The sequence below is a fragment of the Pseudomonas sp. So3.2b genome (assembly GCF_019464415.1).
Taxonomy (GTDB): domain Bacteria; phylum Pseudomonadota; class Gammaproteobacteria; order Pseudomonadales; family Pseudomonadaceae; genus Aquipseudomonas; species Aquipseudomonas shahriarae.
This window is the reverse complement of sequence record NZ_CP080494.1, coordinates 593,293-617,248: the sequence shown is the minus strand read 5'-3', so window position 1 is coordinate 617,248 and position 23,956 is coordinate 593,293. Positions and strand designations below refer to the sequence as shown.

General features: G+C 61.3%; 18 protein-coding genes. 9 read left to right on the top strand and 9 right to left on the bottom strand.

Annotation, left to right across the window (positions count from 1 at the left end; all coding sequences use genetic code 11):
- Positions 1-24: 24 nt before the first annotated feature.
- The 3 genes from K1X80_RS02705 to K1X80_RS02695 form a co-directional block, all read right to left on the bottom strand.
- Positions 25-1,362: a DUF3999 domain-containing protein gene (locus tag K1X80_RS02705; protein WP_220172947.1), complete on the bottom strand. Its 1,338-nt coding sequence runs from the start codon at positions 1,360-1,362 to the stop codon at positions 25-27.
- Positions 1,362-4,433, bottom strand: a complete 3,072-nt coding sequence (locus K1X80_RS02700) for a DUF2339 domain-containing protein (protein ID WP_220172648.1) — start codon at positions 4,431-4,433, stop codon at positions 1,362-1,364. Before K1X80_RS02700 ends, K1X80_RS02705 begins: the two co-directional genes overlap by 1 nt.
- 156 nt (positions 4,434-4,589) lie before the next feature.
- Entirely contained in the window at positions 4,590-7,040 is a 2,451-nt protein-coding gene (locus K1X80_RS02695) for a glycogen/starch/alpha-glucan phosphorylase (RefSeq protein ID WP_220172647.1), read from the bottom strand.
- A gap of 240 nt (positions 7,041-7,280) precedes the next feature.
- Here K1X80_RS02695 and K1X80_RS02690 point away from each other — a divergent pair, with 240 nt between their 5' ends.
- Complete coding sequence (locus K1X80_RS02690; protein ID WP_032862271.1) at positions 7,281-7,715, top strand: YkgJ family cysteine cluster protein; 435 nt, start codon at positions 7,281-7,283, stop codon at positions 7,713-7,715.
- A 206-nt stretch (positions 7,716-7,921) separates the two neighbouring features.
- Here K1X80_RS02690 and typA read toward each other — a convergent pair whose 3' ends face one another.
- Both typA and thiI read right to left on the bottom strand, forming a co-directional pair.
- The gene (typA, locus tag K1X80_RS02685; protein ID WP_053140412.1) at positions 7,922-9,742 is read right to left on the bottom strand and encodes a translational GTPase TypA; all 1,821 of its coding nucleotides are present in this window, start codon (positions 9,740-9,742) and stop codon (positions 7,922-7,924) included.
- 139 nt (positions 9,743-9,881) lie between these two features.
- Positions 9,882-11,336: a tRNA uracil 4-sulfurtransferase ThiI gene (thiI, locus tag K1X80_RS02680; RefSeq protein WP_057437149.1), complete on the bottom strand. Its 1,455-nt coding sequence runs from the start codon at positions 11,334-11,336 to the stop codon at positions 9,882-9,884.
- 333 nt (positions 11,337-11,669) lie between these two features.
- On the opposite strand from thiI, the gene glnA reads away from it, so the two are divergent.
- The 3 genes from glnA (at position 11,670) to ntrC (ending at position 16,058) form a co-directional block, all read left to right on the top strand.
- On the top strand, positions 11,670-13,076 hold the full coding sequence (glnA, locus tag K1X80_RS02675; RefSeq protein WP_057958042.1) for a glutamate--ammonia ligase: 1,407 nt from the start codon (positions 11,670-11,672) through the stop codon (positions 13,074-13,076).
- 463 nt (positions 13,077-13,539) lie between these two features.
- Positions 13,540-14,625, top strand: coding sequence for a nitrogen regulation protein NR(II) (gene glnL / locus K1X80_RS02670; protein ID WP_057437145.1), 1,086 nt, complete (start codon positions 13,540-13,542; stop codon positions 14,623-14,625).
- Positions 14,622-16,058 (top strand): nitrogen regulation protein NR(I), encoded by a 1,437-nt coding sequence (gene ntrC, locus K1X80_RS02665; RefSeq protein ID WP_057958041.1) that lies wholly within the window; start codon positions 14,622-14,624, stop codon positions 16,056-16,058. Before glnL ends, ntrC begins: the two co-directional genes overlap by 4 nt.
- Positions 16,059-16,370: 312 nt before the next feature.
- Here ntrC and K1X80_RS02660 read toward each other — a convergent pair whose 3' ends face one another.
- Complete coding sequence (locus K1X80_RS02660; RefSeq protein ID WP_057958040.1) at positions 16,371-16,811, bottom strand: hypothetical protein; 441 nt, start codon at positions 16,809-16,811, stop codon at positions 16,371-16,373.
- Here K1X80_RS02660 and K1X80_RS02655 point away from each other — a divergent pair.
- Positions 16,810-17,265 carry a tRNA (cytidine(34)-2'-O)-methyltransferase gene (locus K1X80_RS02655; protein ID WP_057437141.1) on the top strand — a complete coding sequence of 152 codons (456 nt, stop codon included), beginning with the start codon at positions 16,810-16,812 and terminating at the stop codon, positions 17,263-17,265. The genes K1X80_RS02660 and K1X80_RS02655 overlap by 2 nt on opposite strands.
- A gap of 157 nt (positions 17,266-17,422) precedes the next feature.
- On the opposite strand, the gene secB is transcribed toward K1X80_RS02655, so the two are convergent.
- From secB to K1X80_RS02640, 3 genes are read right to left on the bottom strand one after another with little or no spacing between them, the layout of a single operon-like run.
- Positions 17,423-17,908, bottom strand: coding sequence for a protein-export chaperone SecB (secB, locus tag K1X80_RS02650; protein ID WP_057437139.1), 486 nt, complete (start codon positions 17,906-17,908; stop codon positions 17,423-17,425).
- A 44-nt stretch (positions 17,909-17,952) separates the two neighbouring features.
- Positions 17,953-18,207: a glutaredoxin 3 gene (grxC, locus tag K1X80_RS02645; RefSeq protein ID WP_115127178.1), complete on the bottom strand. Its 255-nt coding sequence runs from the start codon at positions 18,205-18,207 to the stop codon at positions 17,953-17,955.
- Position 18,208: 1 nt separating this feature from the next.
- Positions 18,209-18,622: a rhodanese-like domain-containing protein gene (locus K1X80_RS02640; protein WP_029295907.1), complete on the bottom strand. Its 414-nt coding sequence runs from the start codon at positions 18,620-18,622 to the stop codon at positions 18,209-18,211.
- A gap of 151 nt (positions 18,623-18,773) precedes the next feature.
- Here K1X80_RS02640 and gpmI point away from each other — a divergent pair, with 151 nt between their 5' ends.
- From gpmI to K1X80_RS02620, 4 genes are all read left to right on the top strand, one after another.
- Entirely contained in the window at positions 18,774-20,300 is a 1,527-nt protein-coding gene (gpmI, locus tag K1X80_RS02635; protein ID WP_169989250.1) for a 2,3-bisphosphoglycerate-independent phosphoglycerate mutase, read from the top strand.
- A gap of 257 nt (positions 20,301-20,557) precedes the next feature.
- Positions 20,558-21,844 carry a murein hydrolase activator EnvC gene (locus K1X80_RS02630; RefSeq protein WP_169989249.1) on the top strand — a complete coding sequence of 429 codons (1,287 nt, stop codon included), beginning with the start codon at positions 20,558-20,560 and terminating at the stop codon, positions 21,842-21,844.
- A gap of 29 nt (positions 21,845-21,873) precedes the next feature.
- The gene (locus tag K1X80_RS02625; protein WP_057958036.1) at positions 21,874-23,181 is read left to right on the top strand and encodes a S41 family peptidase; all 1,308 of its coding nucleotides are present in this window, start codon (positions 21,874-21,876) and stop codon (positions 23,179-23,181) included.
- 1 nt (position 23,182) lies between these two features.
- Positions 23,183-23,956, top strand: a complete 774-nt coding sequence (locus K1X80_RS02620) for a divergent polysaccharide deacetylase family protein (protein ID WP_198817967.1) — start codon at positions 23,183-23,185, stop codon at positions 23,954-23,956.

Genomic DNA, 23,956 nt, shown 5'->3' with positions numbered 1-23,956 from the left:
GACAGAGTTCATGTAGGCCCCGGCTCAGGGCCTGGTAGGCGGCTTGCGCAACAGGTTGTAGGCCATCGCCCCAAGTGCCGCTACGCCCAGCAGCAATACGGCCCACAGGCCGATTGTCTGCCAGTTGATACCTGCGACATTTGGCGCGGCTGGCGGGTTGGCGTGCCATTCGCCATCGACCCGAGCCTGGCCCAGAGCCGCGAGGCGCTGGGGTTGGTAGTCGGGAATCAGGGTCGTCAACGGCAGGTTCGCAGCCTTGGCCGACGGGTTGCCCAGCGCCAGGGTAAACGGCGGTTCGCCCCGCGCCAGGAACACCACTTGCGTGGCCCGCACAGCAAAACTCAACGCCGGCGCCTGCGCGCCCAGACCACCGCCCCGCTCGTCTACGTCCAGCTTGAGTTGCCGCACCGGATAGCCCGGCAACTGCAATTGATCCTGGGTGACTTCTTGCCCGCCCTGCGTCAACCGATAGAGCAAACCACGGCTCAATGGCTGCCATGCCTGCTTGCTGTCCTGCCGCCCTTGCAGACCCACCGGCGCCAGGCTGTTGGGCTGGCGCAACTCAACGCGCACCCGCTCGATGCTTAACACGCCAGGCAACTGCCAGCTGTACTGCCCAGGCTCCAGGGTGCTGCCGGCCAATGGCTCGGACCACACCAGCGACAACGGCAGGCTGCTGGTGCTCTGCACTTCAATGGAGGTCAACTCGGGCGCGGCCTGGCCTTGCCATAGCAGGCGCAGGTAGCGCGCTGGCTGCCCTGGCAAGGGGACTTCACGCTGCTCCACCCGTTCGTCGGCAAATGCCAGACGCGCCACCTGCCCGTCACCCCAGGAGCGCCAGTGCTGCAAATCGTCACTGGCTTCGATACTGAAACGCTGGAAGCCATCATGCTCGGCAGCCCAATCGAGGATCAGCTTTTGCAACGGCGCCTTGATTGCACTGGCATCCAGCAGCCAGCCGCGTCGCACCTGCGCGCCGGCCGGCGCCTCGCTGGACGGCTGCACCTGCACCAGGGTGCCCGTGGCGTTGGATTGCACGCGCACGCTGGGCACACTGTCGCTGGCGTTGTCGGCGGCATACAGCGGGAAGCCCTTCAGCCGGGCCAGGTTGTTTGCGCTTGCGGGCGACTGCCGCACTAATGCATATGCCTGGGGCTCGCCCGCCGCGTTGAACACCCGCAGGTCACTGAGATCGGCCTGACGGGCGCTCAATTGCACCGCCAGCGGCAACTCCAGGCGATACCAGGGGCCTTCGCCGCTGACCGTCAGCGGCACTTGGGCGGTGAAGTCTGCGGGGCCTCCTGCGGCCGACGCCGATAACGCGGCGCACAGGCCCACCAGTGCAATGCTCAGTTTGCCGATCAAGAGGACGCTCCTTGGGTTTGAATCTCAGGTTCGCTGCGTTTGGGCGGCAACGGAGCGAAATAGCCCACCACCAGCAACAGCCCGCCCACGCCGATAAACGACACGATCCGCTCCAGCCCGCCACGGTTGCTCAGCTCGACGAGGAACAACTTGGCGACCACCACGCCGATCAGCACCGCGCCCACCAGCCACACTTCCCGGCGATTGCGCAGGTGCCCGCCGATCATCAGGCCCAGGGCAATCAGGGTCCAGACAATCGACAGCCCGGCCTGCACCAGCATCGAGTCAAGCAACGCATCCAGATCAAACGGCACGCCGCCCCAATGGTGCGCTGCGCGCATCACCAGTGCGGTGAAGAAGGCAAACAGCGAGACCCCGGCAACGCCCTGGGCAATCCACGGGGTGCGGCCGCCCAGTTGCGGCGCCGCGCTGCGCGCCCACAGGTACACGCCCAGCAGCGCAAACAGCAGGCCAAGATCCAAGGGGTTGAGCAACGGCACATACGGCAATGGCCTGGCCGTACCGTCGCTGAACATATTCGCCAACCAGAACCACACCAGCATCAGCGCGGCCAACGGCAGCGCGGCCAGCAGGCGATATTCGCGTGGATAAGCCGATAGCGGCCACGGCCACTGGCGCGGCACAGCAATGGCTATCAGGTACAGGCTTGGGAAAATCGCCCAGCCCAGCCAGCGCCAGGCGTTGTATTGCACCGAAAGCACCAACAGGCCGTAGCGCAATTCCAGGGCCAGCATGCCGATCAGCATCCAGCAGCCCAGCACGTGGGCGACGCTCAAGGCTTTTGCCGCCGCCAGGTCGGCCAAATAACGCAGCGCGATGAAATGCACGGCGAACACCGCGAGCCAGGCCAGCCAGCCCCATTCGGCCGCCGGGTGGTAATAGCGATGCAACGACACCAGCACCACCAGCGCCGCCGCCGGCATCAGCAACAGGCAGAGGGTGCCCAGCGCGGCCCAGCGCAAGCGCAACGCCAACAACGTCCACAGCGCCGCACTGGCCGCAGCCGCCGCCAACAGGAAGGTGGCTTGCAGCTCTGGCGGGGTGAAGCGCAGCACTTCGTGGTTCAGCGCCAATACCCACCACGCCGCGCCCCAGGCCAGCAGGCCGTTGGAAAGATGGGGCAACTTGAGTCGTTGATCACTGCCCCGCAAGCGCCAGGCGCCGACAAATGCGGCCAACCCGACCAGCATCGGCGCCCAGAAACCGATATGCCGGAACGCCGGCAGTTCTTCGCCGCCCCAGGATGTCAGCGTAACCAAAGCCCCCGCCAGCACCTGCACGCCGAGCGCGCAGAACAGGAAGGTGCGCGAAGCGATAGATACGCCGACAAACACCGTCACCAGTCCCGCCAGCACCCAACTGATCGCGGTGCCCTGCTCGGCCACCAGCAACGGCGCCAGCAGGTACACAAAGCCCAGGCCAAGGCCGCCCAGGACCGGCAAGCCCTGGCGCTCCCACTTCGAGGTCTGCTCCAGCGCGGCCGTGCGCAGTTGCTGGAAGCTGAACAGCAACGCCACGCCGAGCAACAAGGCGCCCAGCGCCGCGCCGTCCAGCAGCGTGTGTTCGCCCACGTCCAGTTCGCTGAGAAACGCCAGCGCCGAGCCCAGTTGCAACAGCAGGCCAAACGCCCGCGCCAACGAGCGTTGCTGACGCAGACCGAGCCAAAGGATGCCGGCGCCTTCCACCGCCCAGGCCGCTGTGGTCCAGCGCGCGTCCAGGCCCAGCGGGATTGCCAGGCTGGCGAAGATCACACCCAGGGCCAGGCAGGTTTCTGCCAGCAACACGGTGCGCCCACCGCTAAGCACCCGCGCCAGGACCATGTAGATGATGCCCAATGCCAACGCACTGAAGGCCGGGGCGAAGGCCAGGTGCTGCACCAGGGTGAACTGCAAGCCAAATGCCACAAGCGGCGGGCCGAACAGCAGGCCGCCATCCACATAATCGCCCTTGGCCGCCGACCAGCGCAGCAGCGCGGCACGGCTGTCATCGGCCGGGGCGTCGGCCGTTTCCAGGAGTTTGCGCCGCGCAAACAGCAGGCCGATGGCCAGGTACATCAGGAAAAACAGAATCAGGAACGGCTCGGTACTCCACAGCAGTTCCGGTGTGTAAGAGCGAATACCCCAGGCAAACCCGATACCGAAGGTGCCGGCAAAGCCAATCACATTGAGCAAGCGCCAGGCCTTGAACCAGGCGATGGCGAGGATCCCGGCGTTGAGCAGGGCGAAGTAGCTGAACAACGCCACATGGTTACCCTCGCCGGTAGACGCGAGGATTGGCGCGGCAAACCCGCCGAGCGCGGCGGCGCAGGCCAGGCCGATGGCGTCCTGGGTAATCGCCAGGATCGCCGAAAACACCGTCACCGCCACCAACAGGCCCAGTGCCGCGCTCGGATCGAGCAATGGGTGCAGGCGCATGGCGGCGAACACCGTAAGGTACAACACGGCGATGCCCGCGCCTTGCAGGATCAGCGCATAACTGCCCCGGCGCAGGCGCAGCCACCACCCCAGGCCCAGCAAGCCCAGGGCACAGGCAGCGACACCGGCGTAGCGCAGCTCGATGGGCACCACCATGCCTTCGGTGGCATAACGCAGCAAAAATGCCAGGCCGAGGAACAACAGCACCACGCCGACCCGCAGCACGGTATTGCCGCCCAGCAGCCAGTTGCGCGCGGCGCCGATGGCACGTTCGATCAGGGTGGGGCTACGGGGGATTTCGGGTTCAGCTTCGCGGGCAACGGCGGCCGGTTTCCACAGGTCGTCCGGCAGCGGCGGGCTCGGTTCGGGAGCCGGGGTGGATTGCAGTTCGGCGGGCAACTCCCAGACCAGCTCTGGGGCGGGCGCGGGTTCGGCCATGGACGGTTCGACCTGAGGCGGCTTTTCCAGCAGCGCGAGGCGTTGCTCCAGCGCCTTCAGGGCACTGCCAAGGTGCGACAGGCGAATGGCCTGGCCAATCCCCAAACCCAGCAGTGCACCGAAGCCTGCATCACTGAACGATTCATCCAGCGCCCAGCCGAGCACCAGGCCAATCAGCATGAACATCCATTGCATGGTCCAAATCCCTAAGCAAACCGAGACCCAGTATATAGACGCATAACCCATGTGGGAGCGGGCTTGCTCGCGATAGCGGTGCATCAGTCACCTATTTGCTAACTGACGTACCACTATCGCGGGCAAGCCCGCTCCCCCATTTTGCTCCTGCGGCGTTTAGTCCAGGGCTTTCCAGATCTCGGTCGCATATTCCCGGATGGTGCGGTCCGACGAGAACCACCCGGTACGCGCGGTATTGAGCACCGCCGAACGCCACCATTCCTTGGAGTCATGCCAATGGGCTTCGACCCGCGCCTGGGCGTCCCAGTAGGAATCAAAATCGGCGCACACCAGGAAGCGGTCGTAGTCGATCAACGAATCAATCAGCCCCACATAGCGCCCTGGATCATCCGGCGAGAACACCCCGCCACGAATCGCCTGCAGCACATCGTTCAGGCGATGGGAGGCGGCGATTTCGGGAGCGGCGCTGAATTCACCGGCCTGTTTACGCGCTTCCACCTGTTCGGCACTCAGGCCGAAGATAAACATATGCTCGCCGCCGATGCGCTCATGCATCTCCACGTTGGCGCCGTCCATGGTGCCGATGGTCAATGCACCATTGAGGCCGAACTTCATATTGCTGGTGCCCGAGGCCTCGAAGCCGGCGGTGGAGATCTGCTCCGACAGGTCAGCGGCCGGGATGATGTTTTCCGCGAGGCTGACGTTGTAGTTAGGCAGGAACACGACCTTGAGCAAACCACGCACGGTCGGGTCGTTGTTCACCGTACGGGCGATGTCGTTGGTCAACTTGATGATCAGCTTGGCCTGGTGATAGCTGGCCGCCGCCTTGCCGGCGAAGATCTTCACCCGCGGCACCCAATCCACCTCGGGCTCGGCACGAATCGCCTGGTACAGGGCGACGGTGTGCAACAGGTTCAGCAACTGGCGCTTGTACTCGTGGATGCGTTTGACCTGCACGTCGAACATCGCCGCCGGGTTGACCGCGATCCCCAGGCGTTCATGGATGATATCGGCCAGCACGCGCTTGCTGTGCAGGCGTTGCTCGGCAAAGGCTTTGCGAAATGCCTGTTTCTCGGCAAAGGTTTCCAGCTCCACCAGGCGCTGTTCCATATTGTCGAGAATATCCGGGCCCAGGGCTTCCACCAGCATCGCGGTGAGCTTGGGGTTGGCCTGGAACAGCCAGCGGCGGAAGGTAATGCCGTTGGTCTTGTTGTTGATACGCTCGGGGTAGAGCTTGTGCAGTTCGGAGAACACCGTGCTGCGCATCAACTGCGTGTGCAACCCGGACACGCCGTTGACGCTATGGGAGCCGAGGAACGCCAGGTTGCCCATGCGCACACGCCGGCCGTTGTCCTCTTCGATCAGCGAGACGGCGCGCAGCACATCGAAATCGTGGATGCCCTTGGCCCGCAGCGAATCAATGTGCTGGGCGTTGATCAGGTAGATGATCTGCATGTGCCGGGGCAGCATGCGTTCCATCAGGCCCACCGGCCAGGTCTCCAGGGCTTCGGGGAGCAGGGTGTGGTTGGTGTAGGACAGCGTCTCCACCGTGACCTGCCAGGCCGCCTCCCAGGCAATATCGTGCAAGTCGACCAACTGGCGCATCAACTCGGCCACGGCGATGGACGGGTGGGTGTCGTTGAGCTGGATGGCCGCGTGCTCGCCCAGGCTCAGGACCGAGCCGTGCATGTTTTTGTGGCGCCGCAGCAGGTCTTGCAGGGAGGCCGAGACGAAGAAGTATTCCTGGCGCAGGCGCAGTTCCTGCCCCGCTTCGGTGCTGTCGGCCGGGTAAAGCACCCTGGAGATGCTTTCGGCACGGGCCACTTCGGCGACGGCGCCCAAATGGTCGCCGGCATTGAAACGCTCCAGGTGCAAGTCTTCCACGGCCCGCGCGCGCCACAGGCGCAAGGTGTTCACACTGGCACCGCGCCAGCCGACCACCGGGGTGTCGTAGGCCACCGCGCGCACGGTTTCATTGGGCGACCAGACCTGGATCGACTTGCCGGACGCATCCAGCACGGTCTCGACACTGCCGCCAAAACCGATCGGGTAGATCACCTCGGCGCGCTCGAACTCCCAGGGGTTGCCGAAATCCAGCCAGCGCTCGGTCTGTTCCTGCTGCCAGCCATCGACAATCGCCTGGCGAAACAGCCCGTGCTCGTAGCGAATGCCATAACCATGGCCGGCAATGCCCAGGGTCGACATGCTTTCCATAAAGCACGCGGCCAGGCGCCCCAGGCCACCGTTGCCCAGGGCCGCATCGGGCTCCAGCAGGCGAATGCGCTCAAGGTCCACACCCAACTCGCCGACAGCTTCGCGCGCCACCTCCCACAGGCCGAGGTTGCTCAGGCTGTCAAACAGCAGACGGCCGATCAGGAACTCCAGGGACAGGTAATACACCCGCTTCTGCCCGCTGCGGTAGATACGCCGGGTGTGGTCCATCCAGTGCTCGACCATATAGTCGCGCGCCGCCAGGGCAATGGCTTCGAACCAGTCGTGGTCGAAGGCGTGATCGGGGTCCTTGCCCACCGCATAAGTGAGTTTGGTCAAGACAGCATCGCGAAACGCGGCTACCTCTGCTTCTCGTGCAAGCGGTTCCTGAGACATCGGTGCGACCTCGGGCGAGATAGAAGAAGGGAAATCCTAGAGCCTAGACGGTCTGACCCATGGCATGGCTGACGGTTCGGCAGTTTTTTCACTCATTCACGCATACCGGTTTTAGATGCAGGGGCCGTGCCCGTTTGTGCGTCGGACCGGCCTTTGAGCCGAAACCCGCAAAATATTGTTCAAAAAATCACCAATCCCGGTATCATCGCGCGCCCGGACAAAGCCCCTCTTGGAAACCTGATGAAGCCTCAACTGATCGCCGCCGCGGAACTCGACCGTCTCGAAACGTGGCAGAAATACTCCAGCCACATGTGCGGCGGCTGCACATCCAACTGCTGCACCCTGCCGGTTGAGGTGAAGATCAAGGATTTGATCCGCATTGGTATCGTTGACGAGTTCGAGCGTGGCGACCCGCCGAAGAACATCGCCAAGCGCTTGCAGAAGGAAGGCATCGTCGAGCGGTTCAACTCCAAGTCCGAGATCTTTACTCTGCAGCGCATGAGCAACAACGATTGCCTGTACCTGGATCGTAAGACGCGCTTCTGCACTATTTATGACAAACGCCCGGATACCTGCCGCAATCACCCGAAAATCGGGCCACGGCCGGGGTATTGCGCGTACAAGCCCAAGGAAGTGGTGCGCGAGACCAAGTTGCGTACGCTCGACAAGTTCTAACCGATGATCGTTCCCACGCTCCGCGTGGGAATGCCTCCTGGGGCGCTCTGCGCCCCGCTGCCAAGGGCAAACGCAGAGCGTCCAAGGCTGCATTCCCACGCGGAGCGTGGGAACGATCACAGGCCAGACACCACACAATCTGCAGGCATAAAAAAACGCCCCCGGCCTTTCGACCGGGGGCGTTTTTTTTCAGCTGGAACTAAGTATCAGTTCTTGGCCTTTTTGGCAGCGCGGGTACGCTCGCCTTCGTCCAGGATCTTCTTACGAAGACGGATGGACTTCGGCGTTACTTCGCACAGCTCGTCGTCCTGGATGAATTCCAGAGCCTGTTCCAGGGTGAAGCGAACAGGTGGAACCAGGGCGATGGTTTCGTCTTTACCCGAAGCACGCATGTTGTCGAGCTTCTTGCCTTTGGTTGGGTTGACGCCCATGTCGTTGTCACGGCTGTTCAGACCAACGATCTGGCCGTTGTAGATCTCTTGACCGTGTTCAACGAACAGCTTGCCACGCGCCTGGAGGGTTTCCAGGGAGTAGGTCAGCGCCTTGCCGGTTTCTACCGATACCAGAACACCGTTCTGACGGCCGGACATGTCGCCGGACTTCATGGTGTCGTAGCGATCGAAGATCGAGGTCAGGATGCCAGCACCGTTGGTCAGGGTCAGGAACTGGTTACGGAAACCGATCAGACCACGAGCAGGGATGTTGTATTCCAGACGCACACGGCCTTTGCCATCCGGCACCATGTTGGTCAGGTCGCCCTTACGCAGGCCCATCTCTTCCATGACCTTGCCCTGGGATTCTTCAGGGGTGTCGATGGTGACGTTTTCGAACGGTTCCTGCTTCACGCCGTCAACGGTACGGATGATCACTTCAGGACGACCAACGCCCATTTCGAAGCCTTCGCGACGCATGGTTTCGATCAGTACCGAGAGGTGCAGCTCACCACGGCCGGAAACCTTGAACTTGTCAGCCGAGTCGCCTTCTTCAACGCGCAGTGCAACGTTGTACAGCAGCTCTTTGTCCAGACGTTCCTTGATGTTACGGGAAGTCACGAACTTGCCTTCTTTACCGCAGAAAGGCGAGTCGTTTACCTGGAAGGTCATGGAAACGGTTGGCTCGTCAACGGTCAGAGGCTTCATCGCCTCGACAGTGTCCGGCTGGCACAGGGTGTCGGAGATGAACAGCGAGTCCATACCGCTTACGCACACGATGTCGCCGGCGAAAGCTTCTTCAACGTCGATACGGTGCAGACCGTGGTGACCCATCAGCTTCAGGATACGACCGTTACGCTTCTTGCCGTCGGCGCCGATAGCCACAACCGGGGTGTTCGGCTTGACGCTACCACGAGCGATACGGCCAACGCCGATAACACCCAGGAAGCTGTTGTAGTCCAGTGCCGAGATTTGCATCTGGAACGGGCCTTCACGGTCAACCTTCGGAGGTGGAACGTGGTCAACGATCGCCTGGTACAGCGGGGTCATGTCTTCCGCCATGGCGGTGTGTTCCAGACCGGCAATACCGTTCAGGGCAGAGGCGTAGATCACTTGGAAATCAAGTTGTTCTTCGGTAGCACCCAGGTTGTCGAACAGGTCGAAGATCTGGTCCAGAACCCAGTCCGGACGCGCGCCTGGACGGTCAACCTTGTTGATGCACACGATCGGACGCAGGCCGGCTTCGAAAGCCTTCTTGGTCACGAAACGGGTTTGCGGCATAGGGCCGTCTTGGGCATCAACCAGCAGCAGAACGGAGTCAACCATCGACATTACGCGTTCTACTTCGCCGCCGAAGTCGGCGTGGCCCGGGGTGTCCACGATGTTGATGTGGTAGCCGTTCCAGTTGATAGCGGTGTTTTTTGCCAGGATGGTAATACCGCGCTCTTTTTCCTGGTCGTTGGAGTCCATCACGCGCTCGTCGTTGAGCTCGTTGCGCTCCAGGGTGCCGGATTGACGCAGGAGTTTGTCTACCAGGGTGGTTTTACCATGGTCAACGTGGGCAATGATGGCGATGTTACGTAGATTTTCGATCACTTGTGTATCTCGATCAGAGGATTCGGTGTGCTGACAGGTCGTGGCAGCGATTAACAGTAGAGTCAGGCCTTGCCGTTACAGCTTGACGGCAGAGTCGGGGGGCCGGTGACGCAGGCCACAGGCAAACAGCCCCGGGCTCTTAGCTCGGTCGATAAACGCGCACATTGGCATATCCCTCACTGAGCAAATGGTGGGCATGCAGGCGACTCATCACGCCTTTGTCGCAATACAGCAGGTACTGACGGCTGTTATCCAGTTCCTTGAAACGCGCGTTCAGTGCATAGAACGGCAGCGTTTGCACGTCGATGCCAGCGATTTCCAGTGGCTCATCTTCAGCGGCATCCGGGTGACGGATGTCGATGACGATCTGGCCGGCCAGGGCTTCGCTGACTTCTTCGATCTGCACATCCTGGCCCAATTCATCGATTACCCGATCAATCGGCACCAGTTTGGCGTTCTCGAGCGCTCGCTCCAGAATCGCCATGTCGAATTCTTTCTCTTCATGCTCCACGCGGTAGCGCTTGGCATGGGTCTTGGGGTTCACCGAGATGACCCCGCAGTACTCTGGCATGTGCTTGGCGAAATCAGCGGTGCCGATTTCGTTGGCCAGGTCGATGATGTCTTGCTTGTGGCTGGCGATCAGCGGGCGCAAAACCAGCTTGTCGGTCACACAGTCGATCACGGACAGGTTCGGCAGGGTCTGGCTGGAGACCTGGGAAATCGCCTCGCCGGTAACCAGCGCTTCGATTTGCAGGCGGTCGGCGATTTTCGACGCTGCGCGCAACATCATACGCTTCAATACGACGCCCATATGACCGTTATCGACTTTTCCGAGAATTTCTCCCAGGACTTCCTCGAACGGTACGCTGACAAACAGCACGCGCTGGGAGCTGCCGTACTTCTTCCAGATATAGTGCGCGACTTCCATCACGCCCAATTCATGTGCACGCCCGCCCAGGTTAAAGAAGCAGAAGTGGCTCATCAGGCCGCGGCGCATGATCTGGTAGGCCGCCACGGTGGAGTCGAAACCGCCGGACATCAGTACCAGGGTCTGCTCCAGCGCGCCCAGCGGATAGCCGCCGATGCTGTTGTGCTGGCTGTGGATCACAAACAACCGTTGGTCGCGAATTTCGATGCGCACTTCGATTTGCGGCTCTTTAAGCGAAATTCCAGCGGCGCCGCACTCGCGACGCAGCTTGCTGCCGACGTATTTCTCGACATCCATGGAGCTGAACGGGTGCTTGCCGGCACGCTTGCAACGCACTGAAAAAATCTTGCCTTCAAGGCTGTTGCCGAAGTGCAGTTTGCATTTTTCAGTGATGTCGTCGAAATCGCCCAGCGGGTACTCGTCGACCTGCAGGAAGTGCGCGATGCCCGGCATGCAGCTCAGGCGCTCGGTCATGTCTTTCAAGGCTTTGGCGTCAGTAATGCGGGTTTCCAGCTCGAGATTGTCCCACACACCGTTCACCACCACAGCCGGGTCCAGGTCACGGAGCACGGCGCGGATATTCTTGGCCAATTGACGGATGAAACGCATCCGTACCGGTCGGCTCTTGATGGTGATTTCGGGGAAGACTTTAACGATTAATTTCATGGAAACAGCGCGCGCAGGGCCAGCCGAAAAAGGGGGGCGCGGATTATAGCGGAAATCGCTCAAGGTTTGACCAGTTAATATACAAACGGCACACCATGCACCAAACAGGTGCATTTACAGGCAGTTGCGCTACATTGCAGTGCGCAATTTTTGCCGTTTTTTCGATTTGCACCTTTATAGGGGCGATTTTGAGGCAAAAAACCCATGTCGGGGCACTGGCATGCAATTTGCTCTCTTGTGAGGCAGGTTGCCATGGCGGACTATCCGCGCCGGCATCACCCACATTCTAAGGGCTACTCCACTACCCAAGCCCGAAGCCACCCGGAGGACACTATGTCGAAGTCGGTTCAACTCATCAAAGATCATGACGTTAAATGGATTGATCTGCGCTTCACGGACACCAAAGGCACTCAGCACCACGTGACCATGCCGGCTCGCGATGCGCTGGATGACGCCTTCTTCGAAGAAGGCAAAATGTTCGACGGCTCCTCCATTGCTGGCTGGAAAGGCATCGAAGCCTCCGACATGATCCTGATGCCGGACGACTCCACCGCCGTACTCGATCCGTTCACCGAAGAGCCGACCCTGATCATCGTCTGCGACGTGATCGAGCCTTCGACCATGCAAGGCTACGACCGCGACCCACGTGCGATCGCCAAGCGTGCCGAGGAATACCTGAAGTCCACCGGTATCGGTGACACCGTATTCGTGGGCCCGGAACCAGAATTCTTCATCTTCGACCAAGTGAAGTTCAAGTCCGACATCTCCGGCTCGATGTTCAAGATCTACTCCGAACAAGGTTCGTGGATGTCCGACCAGGACGTGGAAGGCGGCAACCATGGCCACCGTCCAGGTATCAAAGGTGGTTACTTCCCGGTTCCGCCGTTCGACCACGACCACGAAATCCGTACCTCCATGTGCAACGCCATGGAAGACATGGGCCTGGTCATCGAAGTGCACCACCACGAAGTGGCCACTGCCGGCCAGAACGAAATCGGTGTGAAGTTCAACACCCTGGTGGCCAAGGCTGACGAAGTCCAGACCCTGAAGTACTGCGTACACAACACTGCCGTTGCCTATGGCCGTACCGCTACCTTCATGCCTAAGCCACTGTACGGCGATAACGGTTCGGGTATGCACGTTCACCTGTCCATCGCCAAAGATGGCAAGAACACCTTCGCTGGCGAAGGTTATGCCGGCCTGTCCGACACTGCCCTGTACTTCATCGGCGGTATCATCAAGCACGGTAAGGCCCTGAACGGCTTCACCAACCCGTCGACCAACTCCTACAAGCGTCTGGTCCCAGGTTTCGAAGCACCGGTAATGCTGGCCTACTCGGCTCGCAACCGTTCCGCGTCGATCCGTATTCCTTACGTGTCCAGCCCTCGCGCTCGCCGTATCGAAGCACGCTTCCCGGATCCAGCAGCCAACCCGTACCTGGGCTTTGCTGCACTGCTGATGGCTGGCCTGGACGGCATCCAGAACAAGATCCACCCAGGCGACGCCGCCGACAAGAACTTGTACGACCTGCCGCCTGAAGAGGCCAAAGAGATCCCACAAGTGTGCGGCAGCCTGAAAGAAGCCCTGGAAGAGCTGGACAAGGGCCGTGCGTTCCTGACCAAAGGCGGCGTGTTCAGCGACGACTTTATCGACGCCTACATCGCCCTGAAAAGCGAAGAAGAAATCAAGGTCCGCACCTTCGTACACCCACTGGAATACGAGCTGTACTACAGCTGCTGATCCGGTAGCGCTGCTTAACGTGGCGTGACAAAAAAGACCTCCTTCGGGAGGTCTTTTTTTTGCCTGAAACAATGACTATCCACCTTTGCAAACCCCATCAGAACTGTGGGAGCTGGCTTGCCTGCGATAGCGGTGTATCTGTCACATCACGACTGACTGAACCACCGCTATCGCAGGCAAGCCAGCTCCTACAGTTTGACTGGGGTTTTTCAGGAAATATTTGATCGCTGAACAGAATGTGGGAATTCGCACTATATTGGTGCGATAGGTTGCACCCTTGCCCACCCATCAACCCATTTTGGGTCGAAATCTCCCGAGAGAGCTGGCCGAACGCCATAGTTTCGCGCCTAAAGCCCCCATTTCAGGGCTTTTACGCTTCTTTTCGGAGCCTTGGTTTGGTTTTTGCATTTTCCTGGTATCAGCGTGTGCCTCAAGCCCACGCCTTGCTCCAAAAGAGGTCCTAATGACCATCAGCGACGCACTGCACCGCTTGCTACTCGACAACCTGACCACCGCGACCATTCTGCTCAATGACGAACTGCGCCTTGAGTACATGAACCCCGCGGCGGAGATGCTCCTGGCCATCAGCGGTCAGCGCAGCCATGGGCAATTTATCAGCGAGCTGTTCACCGAGTCCGCCGAGGCCTTGAGTTCCTTGCGCCAGGCCGTGGAGCAGGCCCACCCGTTTACCAAGCGTGAAGCGATGCTCACGGCCCTCACCGGCCAGACCCTGACCGTCGACTACGCCGTAACGCCGATCCTGAGCCACGGCGCCACCTTGCTGCTGCTGGAAGTGCATCCCCGGGATCGCCTGCTGCGCATCACCAAGGAAGAAGCCCAGCTGTCCAAGCAGGAAACCAGCAAGATGCTGGTGCGCGGCCTGGCCCATGAGATCAAGAACCCGTTGGGCGGGATTCGCGGCGCCGCACAGTTGCTGGCCCGCGAGCTGCCGGATGAGAACCTCAAGGACTACACCAACGTCATCATCGAAGAAGCCGACCGCCTGCGTAACCTGGTGGACCGCATGCTCGGCTCCAACAAGCTGCCGTCGCTGGCGATGACCAATATCCATGAGGTACTGGAGCGCGTCTGCCAGTTGGTGGAGGCCGAAAGCCAGGGCTGCATCACCCTGGTGCGCGACTATGACCCGAGCATTCCCGATGTCCTGATCGACCGCGAGCAGATGATCCAGGCGGTGCTCAATATCGTGCGCAACGCCATGCAAGCCATCAGCAGCCAGAACGAGTTGCGCCTGGGGCGCATCAGCCTGCGCACCCGCGCCTTGCGCCAGTTCACCATCGGCCATGTGCGCCATCGCCTGGTAACCAAGGTCGAGATCATCGACAACGGCCCGGGTATCCCGGCCGAACTGCAGGAAACCATTTTCTTCCCAATGGTCAGCGGCCGCCCGGACGGTACCGGGCTGGGCCTGGCCATTACCCAGAACATCATCAGCCAGCACCAGGGCCTGATCGAATGTGAAAGCCATCCCGGCCACACGACCTTTTCGATCTTTCTGCCACTGGAACAAGGAGCCCCATCGACATGAGCCGTAGTGAAACTGTCTGGATCGTCGATGACGACCGTTCCATCCGCTGGGTCCTGGAGAAAGCCTTGCAACAGGAAGGCATGACCACCCAGAGCTTTGACAGCGCCGATGGAGTGATGAGCCGCCTGGCACGCCAGCAGCCCGACGTGATCATCTCCGATATCCGCATGCCCGGCGCCAGTGGCCTGGACTTGCTGGCGCGGATTCGCGAGCAGCACCCGCGCTTGCCGGTGATCATCATGACCGCGCACTCGGATCTGGACAGCGCTGTCGCGTCCTATCAGGGCGGCGCCTTCGAGTACCTGCCCAAGCCATTCGACGTCGATGAGGCGGTGGCGCTGGTCAAGCGCGCCAACCAGCACGCCCAGGAACAGCAAGGCCAGGCCGTGGTACCGACCCTGACCCGCACCCCCGAGATCATCGGTGAAGCACCGGCGATGCAGGAAGTGTTTCGCGCCATCGGGCGCCTGAGCCACTCCAACATCACCGTGTTGATCAACGGTGAGTCCGGGACCGGTAAAGAGCTGGTGGCCCATGCCCTGCACCGTCACAGCCCGCGGGCGGCCTCGCCGTTTATCGCGCTGAACATGGCAGCAATCCCCAAGGACTTGATGGAGTCCGAGCTGTTCGGCCACGAAAAAGGCGCGTTTACCGGCGCGGCCAACCTGCGTCGCGGGCGTTTTGAACAGGCGGACGGCGGCACGCTGTTCCTCGATGAAATCGGCGACATGCCGGCCGACACCCAGACCCGGCTGCTGCGGGTACTGGCCGACGGTGAGTTCTATCGTGTCGGCGGCCATACGCCGGTCAAGGTCGACGTGCGCATCATCGCCGCGACCCACCAGAACCTGGAAACCCTGGTGCACGCCGGCAAGTTTCGCGAGGACTTGTTCCACCGCCTGAACGTGATCCGCATCCATATCCCACGCATGTCGGACCGCCGCGAAGATATCCCGACCCTGGCCCGTCACTTCCTCAGCCGCGCCGCCCAGGAGCTGGCGGTGGAGCCCAAGCTGCTGAAGACGGAGACCGAGGAATACCTGAAGAACCTGCCATGGCCGGGCAACGTGCGCCAACTGGAAAACACTTGCCGCTGGATCACGGTGATGGCGTCCGGGCGCGAAGTGCATATCAGCGACCTGCCACCGGAACTGTTGAGCCTGCCCCAGGATTCAGCACCGGTGACCAACTGGGAACAGGCCCTGCGCCAATGGGCCGACCAGGCCCTGGCCCGCGGCCAGTCAAGCCTGCTGGACAGCGCCGTGCCGACCTTTGAGCGGATCATGATCGAAACCGCCCTCAAGCACACCGCAGGCCGGCGTCGTGATGCCGCAGTGCTGCTGGGCTGGGGCCGCAATACCTTGACCCGCAAGATCAAGGAATTGGGGATGAAGGTCGATGGTGGGGATGATGATGAGGGCGAAGAGGGCTGAGTACAGCCCTCCAGCACATTTGTGTGGTGTGCACCGCTTCAACGCACCATGAACCGGTATCGCGCACAAAACCCAGGCTACTTTTAAATAAATCCTGAGCCCCGAAAACACCAAAGCCCCGTAATCCGGGGCTTTGCGCTTTATAAAAGAAAACTCTCAGACAATCTCGCCACTCTGGCACGCCCCCTGCAATAACCCTGGTACTACCCAGTTTCGGGGACCTTGGTACAGGCAGGCCGAGAATCCCCTCTTTAATTCGAGCGTCAAACCGTTTTGGGAGCCCTGGTACAGGCAGGCCGGGAACTCCCTCTTTTATTGCTCCAGGAGATGGATCTCCAGTCGCCAGCGGTCATCGACCGCCTTGCCCGACCATTCCCCGCGCAGCGGCCGCGCCGCCACCAGGTTCAGCAGCAAGCCAGCATCGGTCTTGCGCACGCGCCAGTTCACATCCTTGTCATTGACCTTCAATTGCCCCGCCTGGGCCTGGCCCTGGGCGTCGAACAGCAGCGCCACGGTGCCGTCGATATGCTCGCCATGCAGCTTCGGCTCGCTGTTGAACCACACCACCAGGCCATCTGCGGCAGGCTCGACCTGCAGCAAGGCAGTCGGGTCCGGGGTGGTCAGGCGACCGATCATCAAACCCACCATCAGGCCGACAATCGCCAGCGAGCCCAGGACGCGAGGCAATAGCTTCGGCCTGGGGTCGTCTTCAGGGGTAGAATGCGCTGCATCTTTATCTTCGGAGCCGTGCATGTTTCACGTCATCCTTTTTCAACCAGAAATTCCGCCGAATACCGGCAACGTTATCAGGCTGTGCGCCAACAGTGGCTGCCACCTGCATTTGATCGAGCCGCTGGGCTTCGAGATGGACGACAAGCGCCTGCGCCGCGCGGGCCTGGACTATCACGAGTACGCCACCCTGCAGCGCCACGCCGACCTCGCCAGTTGCCTGGAGAGCCTCGGCCAGCCGCGCCTGTTTGCGTTCACCACCAAGGGCTCGCGGCCGTTTCATGATGCCAGCTTTGCCGAAGGGGACGCCTTCCTGTTCGGCCCAGAGAGCCGTGGCCTGCCGGCAGACGTACTCGACGCCCTGCCCGACGGCCAGCGCCTGCGCCTGCCGATGCGCGAAGGCTGCCGCAGCCTGAACCTGTCCAACACCGTGGCCGTCGCCGTCTACGAAGGCTGGCGCCAGCTCGGGTTCAAATAACCCCCAAAACCAAATGTGGGAGCGGGCGTGTGTGGGAGCCGGGCTTGCCCGCGATGCAGGCACCTCGGTGTGTCAGTGACACAGAGGTGATGCTATCGCTGGCAAGCCAGCTCCCACACACGCCCGCTCCCACATTTAGAGCAGCGTCGGGTTCAGCTTACTGAACCGTCGGTGCGCCTTCCTGTTGCATGCGCTGCAGCTCTTGCGCATACAGGGCATCGAAGTTCACCGGGGCCAGCATCAGGGCCGGGAACGAGCCACGGGTGACCAGGCTGTCCAGGGTCTCGCGGGCATACGGGAACAGGATGTTCGGGCAGAACGCGCCCAGGGTGTGGCTCATGGACGCATCGTCCAGGCCCTGGATCAGGAAGATACCGGCCTGCTGGACTTCAGCGATGAATGCCACTTCTTCACCGTTCTTCACGGTGACCGACAGGGTCAGTACCACTTCGTGGAAGTCGCCTTCGAGCTGCTTCTGACGAGTGTTCAGGTCCAGGCCGACGCTTGGGGTCCATTCCTGACGGAAGATCGCCGGGCTTTTCGGCGCTTCGAACGACAGGTCACGCACGTAGATACGCTGCAGGGAAAATTGTGGGCCTTGAGCCTCTTCTGCTGCCGCTTCGATGTTCGGTTGGTCAGTCATCTCGCAGATCCTTCTTGATCTTGGGGTCTTTTAGGTTTTTGGAGTCAGACGTGAAGCAGCGCGTCGAGTTTACCGGCGCGCTCCAGGGCGAACAGGTCGTCGCATCCACCGATATGCTGGGTACCGATCCAGATTTGCGGCACAGAGGTGCGCCCCGCCTTCTGGGCCATCTCGGCACGCACCGCAGGCTTGCCATCGACCTTGATCTCTTCGAAGGCAACCTTTTTGCTCTGGAGCAACTGCTTGGCTCGCATGCAATAGGGGCAATAATCGCTGGAATAAACGACAACCTGGCTCATATCACTTCACCAACGGCAGGTTATCGGCGCGCCAGCTGGAGATACCACCCGACAGCTTGGCGGCGGTGAAGCCGCTTTTCATCATTTCGCGGGCATGGCCACCGGAGTGCTGGCCTTGGGCGTCGACCAGGATAATGGTCTTGGCCTTGTGCTTTTCCAGCTCGGCGATGCGGGCGATCAGCTTGTCCTGGGGAATATTCAGCGCGCCGACGATATGACCGGCGGCAAAGTCCTTGGCCGGGCGGATGTCGACGACAACGGCCTGGTCCTTGTTGACCAGCGCGGTCAGCTCGGCGGTGCTGAGGCTACGGCCGCCACGGCTCACTTCATGAGCAATCAGCAGCGCCAGCAGTACGACGAAGGCACCGACCAGCAGATAGTGAGAGGTAGCAAATGCAATCAGGTGATCAACCATCAAGGAGGTTCCAGGGCGTTAAAATGGCGGTAAGTATACACAGCCGCCATGGGGGGCCAACCCCCGTAAAGCGGTGACGGCATCGGAACTTCGCTTTAAACTGCCACTCCCTTTTCAATCGCCTTCCTTTAATAACGCCGCGAGAGGATCTATGACTACCACGCCTAAACCTTTGGTCCTGATGATTCTCGATGGCTTCGGTCACAGTGAAAACCCCCACGACAACGCCGTATTCGCGGCGAACAAGCCGGTACTGGACCGCCTGTGCGCCAGCGTACCCAATGGCCTGATCTCCGGATCGGGCATGGACGTCGGCCTGCCGGACGGCCAGATGGGCAACTCCGAAGTCGGCCATATGAACCTGGGCGCCGGACGAGTGGTATATCAGGACTTCACCCGTGTGACCAAAGCCATCCGCGATGGCGAGTTCTTCGAGAACCCGACCATCTGCGCCGCGGTGGATAAAGCCGTTGCCGCCGGCAAGGCCGTGCACTTCATGGGCCTGCTGTCCGACGGTGGCGTACACAGCCACCAGGATCATCTGGTAGCCATGGCCGAACTGGCCTTCAAGCGCGGTGCCGAGAAGATCTACCTGCACGCCTTCCTCGATGGCCGCGATACCCCGCCCAAAAGCGCGCAATCGTCCATCGAACTGCTGGACGCGACCTTCGCCGCCCTCGGCAAGGGCCGTATCGCCAGCCTGGTCGGCCGCTACTTCGCCATGGACCGCGACAACCGCTGGGACCGCGTGTCCCAGGCCTACAACCTGATCGTCGACGGCAACGCCGAATTCAACGCTGCCACCGCCCAGCAAGGCCTGGAAGCCGCCTACGCCCGTGGCGAGAGCGATGAGTTCGTCAAGGCCACCACCATCGGCGAGCCGGTGAAGGTCGAAGATGGCGACGCCGTGGTGTTCATGAACTTCCGCGCCGACCGTGCCCGCGAGTTGAGCCATGTGTTCGTCGATGAGGGTTTCAAAGACTTCGAGCGCGCGCGCCGCCCGCAGGTCGAATTCGTGATGCTCACCCAATACGCCGCCAACATCCCGGCCCCGTCGGCCTTCGCCCCGGGCAGTCTGGAAAACGTGCTGGGTGATTACCTGGCGAAGAACGACAAGACCCAGCTGCGCATCGCTGAGACCGAGAAATACGCCCACGTCACGTTCTTTTTCTCCGGTGGCCGCGAAGAACCGTTCCCCGGCGAAGAGCGCATCCTGATCCCGTCGCCGAAAGTCGCCACCTACGACCTGCAGCCGGAAATGAGCGCGCCGCAAGTTACCGATAAAATTGTCGACGCCATTGAACACCAGCGTTATGACGTGATCGTGGTCAACTACGCCAACGGCGACATGGTCGGCCACAGCGGCAACCTGCAAGCAGCAATCAAGGCCGTGGAATGCCTGGACCTGTGCGTAGGCCGGATCGTCGAGGCCCTGGAGAAGGTCGGCGGCGAAGCGCTGATCACCGCTGACCACGGCAACTGCGAGCAGATGTCCGACGAATCCACCGGCCAGGCCCACACAGCCCACACCACCGAGCCAGTGCCATTCATTTATGTCGGCAAACGCGACTTCAAGGTGCGCGAAGGCGGCGTGCTGGCGGACGTGGCACCGACCATGCTCATGCTGATGGGCCTGGAGAAACCTGCCGAGATGACCGGCACCTCGATTCTGGTCTGATTTTAAAACCACCACCAAACAATGTGGGAGCGGGCTTGCCCGCGATAGCGACGGATCAGCCGACATTGCTATGGCCGACACAGCGCAATCGCGGGCAAGCCCGCTCCCACATGGGTAAGTGGCGTTTTTGAAGGTGGCTTTTAGCCACACCCCCGCCACTCGGCACCTAACTTGCCCGCCAGCCTGAATTGGGCGTTTTTTTTGCAGCGTGGGGCGGGCATACTAGGCCGTCCCTTTCCCTGGTGTCGCCCGCCTCTATGCTTCGCGCCTTGATTACCCTTGCTCTTGTCTGCGTGCTCCAACCGGCCTTGGCCGACGAACGTGCGCAAACCCAACAACAGTTGGACGCTACGCGTCAGGACATTACCGAGCTGAAAAAGCTGCTCGGCAAGCTCCAGGAAGAAAAATCCGGGGTGCAGAAAGACCTGCGCGGCACGGAAACCGAAATGGGCAAGCTGGAGAAGCAGGTCCAGGAGCTGCAAAAAGAATTAAAGAAGAGCGAGTCGGAACTGGAGCGACTCGACGGTGAGAAAAAAAAACTCCAGAGCGCGCGCGTTGAACAGCAACGCCTGATCGCGATCCAGGCCCGTGCCGCCTACCAGAACGGCCGCCAGGAATACCTCAAGCTGCTGCTCAACCAGCAGAACCCGGAAAAATTCGCCCGCACCCTGACCTACTACGATTACCTGAGCACCGCGCGCCTGGAGCAACTCAAGAGTTTCAACGAGACCCTGCGCCAGTTGGCCAACGTCGAGCAGGAAATCGCTGACCAGCAAAGCCAACTGCTGGCCCAGAAGAGCAGCCTGGACACCCAGCGCGACGAGCTGGACAAAGTGCGCAAGGAGCGCCAGCAGGCCCTGGCCAAGCTCAACAGCGACGTAAAAGCCCGTGATGCCAAGTTGCAGGCGCGTCAGCAGGACCAGGCCGACCTGGCCAAAGTACTCAAAACCATCGAGGAAACCCTGGCACGCCAGGCCCGCGAGGCCGAAGAAGCGCGGCAGAAAGCGCTGATCGCCCAGCAGGAAGCAGAAAAAAAGCGCCAGCGTGAAGCCGAGGCGCTCGCCAGCGACGCCCCGCGTAAACCGGCGCGTGCAGCACCCGGCCCGCTGGTTTCCAGTGCCGGCGAATCGTTTGGCGGGCCTTTTGCTACTGCCCGAGGCAAACTTCCATGGCCAGTTGATGGTCGACTACTGGCACGCTTTGGTGAAACCCGTGGCGATGACACCCGTACCAAGTGGGACGGCGTGATGATCAGCGCCTCTGCGGGCAGCCAGGTGCACGCCGTCCACGGCGGGCGCGTGGTGTTCGCCGATTGGCTGCGCGGCGCCGGGTTGCTGGTGATTCTTGACCACGGCAATGGCTATTTGAGCCTGTACGGCCACAATCAGACGTTACTCAAGGCCGCAGGTGATGTTGTAAAAGCCGGTGAATCCATCTCCACTGTCGGTAACAGTGGTGGCCAGGACACCCCGGCGCTGTACTTTGCTATTCGTCAGCAGGGCCGCCCGAGCGACCCTGCACAATGGTGTCGCGCCCAAGGATAGGCCGCACCTACATTAGGAGTTCGTTCGACATGCTGCATTTGTCCCGCCTCACTTCGCTGGCCCTGACGATCGCCCTGGTGATCGGCGCGCCTATGGCATTCGCCGACCAGACCGCACCGTCTGCCATGGCCGCGACCACCAAGGCACCGCTGCCGCTGGACGAATTGCGCACCTTTGCCGAGGTCATGGACCGGATCAAGGCCGCCTATGTCGAACCCGTGGACGACAAGACCCTGCTGGAAAACGCCATCAAAGGCATGCTCAGCAACCTCGACCCGCACTCTGCCTACCTGGGCCCGGAAGATTTCGCCGAGCTGCAGGAAAGCACCAGCGGCGAATTCGGCGGCCTGGGCATCGAAGTCGGCGCCGAGGACGGCATCATCAAGGTGGTGTCGCCAATCGACGACACCCCGGCGTCCAAGGCCGGCATCCAGGCCGGCGACCTGATCGTCAAGATCAACGGCCAGCCGACCCGTGGCCAGACCATGACCGAAGCCGTCGACAAGATGCGCGGCAAGGTCGGCCAGAAAATCACCCTGACCCTGGTGCGCGACGGCGGCAGCCCGTTTGACGTGACCCTGACCCGCGCCACCATCGTGGTCAAGAGCGTGAAGAGCCAGTTGCTGGAGTCGGGCTACGGCTATATCCGCATCACCCAGTTCCAGGTCAAGACCGGCGACGAAGTGGCCAAGGCCCTGGCCAAGCTGCGCAAGGACAACGGCAAGAAGCTCAACGGCATCGTCCTGGACCTGCGCAACAACCCCGGCGGCGTGCTGCAATCGGCGGTGGAAGTGGTCGACCACTTCATCACCAAAGGCTTGATCGTCTACACCAAGGGCCGCATTGCCAACTCCGAACTGCGCTTCTCGGCCACCGGCAAGGACCTCAGCGAAAACGTACCGCTGGCGGTGCTGATCAACGGCGGCAGCGCCTCGGCCTCGGAAATCGTCGCCGGCGCCCTGCAAGACCAGAAACGCGGGGTACTGATGGGCACCACCAGCTTCGGCAAGGGCTCGGTGCAAACCGTGCTGCCGCTGAACAACGAGCGTGCGCTGAAGATCACCACAGCGCTGTACTACACGCCTAATGGTCGCTCGATCCAGGCCCAGGGCATCGTGCCGGATATCGAGGTGCGCCGGGCCAAGATCACCAACGAAAGCGACAACGAGTACTTCAAGGAAGCCGACCTGCAAGGTCACCTGGGCAATGGCAACGGCGGCGCCGACCAGCCAACCGGCAGCGGCCCGAAAGCAAAGCCGATGCCACAGGACGACGATTACCAACTGGCCCAGGCGCTGAGCCTGCTCAAGGGCTTGAGCATTACGCGCAGCCGTTGATATGCGTTTTGCGCTAATCCTTGCAATGTTGTGCAGCCTGGCCGGAGTCGCCCAAGCGACGCCGGCCGACAAGCCCCACAAAGCCTACCTCACGCTTATCATCGACGACCTTGGGCAAAACCTGCCCAGGGATCGTCGTGTGCTGGCCCTGCCCGGCCCGGTGACGGCGGCAATCATGCCCGACACGCCCCACGCTGCTGAAGTCGCCCGCGAGGCCCACCGCGCCGGCAAGATCGTGATTCTGCACATGCCCATGGACCCGGCCACCGGCCCCTTCGCCTGGCACCCCGAGCTGCCCATCGAAGAACTGGGCAAGCGCCTGGATGCGGCATTCAAGGCCGTGCCTTACACCGCCGGCATCAACAACCACATGGGCAGCCGCATGACGGCCGAGCCTGGCGCCATGGCGTGGTTGATGGGCGAGCTGCAGCGTCGGCACAAGTTTTTCGTCGACAGCCGGACCAGCGCCAAGACCGTGGCGGCCGCCGAGGCTCAGAAAATCAACCTGGCCCACGTCTCACGGGATGTATTTCTGGATGACGAACGGACCGAAGCGGCCATCGCCACGCAGTTGCAGACGGCTATCAAGCTGGCCCACAAACAGGGCTCGGCGGTGATGATCGGCCATCCTTATCCACAGACCCTGGCGGTGCTGGAGCGCGAACTGCCCAAGCTCAAGGCCCAGGGTATCGAGTGGATTGATATCAAGCTGATGATCAGTTTGCGCAGCAATCGGGCGATGGCTGGGCACGGCAAGGATGGGGTTTACCGCTGA

Excerpts from the sequence above, each read along its gene's own strand:
- ntrC (WP_057958041.1), top strand. The coding sequence starts at position 14,622 with ATGAGCCGTAGTGAAACTGTCTGGATCGTCGATGACGACCGTTCCATC.
- K1X80_RS02630 (WP_169989249.1), top strand. The coding sequence starts at position 20,558 with ATGCTTCGCGCCTTGATTACCCTTGCTCTTGTCTGCGTGCTCCAACCG.
- K1X80_RS02620 (WP_198817967.1), top strand. The coding sequence starts at position 23,183 with ATGCGTTTTGCGCTAATCCTTGCAATGTTGTGCAGCCTGGCCGGAGTC.
- grxC (WP_115127178.1), bottom strand. The coding sequence starts at position 18,207 with ATGAGCCAGGTTGTCGTTTATTCCAGCGATTATTGCCCCTATTGCATG.
- gpmI (WP_169989250.1), top strand. The coding sequence starts at position 18,774 with ATGACTACCACGCCTAAACCTTTGGTCCTGATGATTCTCGATGGCTTC.
- K1X80_RS02695 (WP_220172647.1), bottom strand. The coding sequence starts at position 7,040 with ATGTCTCAGGAACCGCTTGCACGAGAAGCAGAGGTAGCCGCGTTTCGC.
- glnA (WP_057958042.1), top strand. The coding sequence starts at position 11,670 with ATGTCGAAGTCGGTTCAACTCATCAAAGATCATGACGTTAAATGGATT.
- K1X80_RS02625 (WP_057958036.1), top strand. The coding sequence starts at position 21,874 with ATGCTGCATTTGTCCCGCCTCACTTCGCTGGCCCTGACGATCGCCCTG.
- thiI (WP_057437149.1), bottom strand. The coding sequence starts at position 11,336 with ATGAAATTAATCGTTAAAGTCTTCCCCGAAATCACCATCAAGAGCCGA.
- K1X80_RS02690 (WP_032862271.1), top strand. The coding sequence starts at position 7,281 with ATGAAGCCTCAACTGATCGCCGCCGCGGAACTCGACCGTCTCGAAACG.
- K1X80_RS02655 (WP_057437141.1), top strand. The coding sequence starts at position 16,810 with ATGTTTCACGTCATCCTTTTTCAACCAGAAATTCCGCCGAATACCGGC.
- K1X80_RS02660 (WP_057958040.1), bottom strand. The coding sequence starts at position 16,811 with ATGCACGGCTCCGAAGATAAAGATGCAGCGCATTCTACCCCTGAAGAC.
- secB (WP_057437139.1), bottom strand. The coding sequence starts at position 17,908 with ATGACTGACCAACCGAACATCGAAGCGGCAGCAGAAGAGGCTCAAGGC.
- K1X80_RS02700 (WP_220172648.1), bottom strand. The coding sequence starts at position 4,433 with ATGCAATGGATGTTCATGCTGATTGGCCTGGTGCTCGGCTGGGCGCTG.
- K1X80_RS02640 (WP_029295907.1), bottom strand. The coding sequence starts at position 18,622 with ATGGTTGATCACCTGATTGCATTTGCTACCTCTCACTATCTGCTGGTC.
- glnL (WP_057437145.1), top strand. The coding sequence starts at position 13,540 with ATGACCATCAGCGACGCACTGCACCGCTTGCTACTCGACAACCTGACC.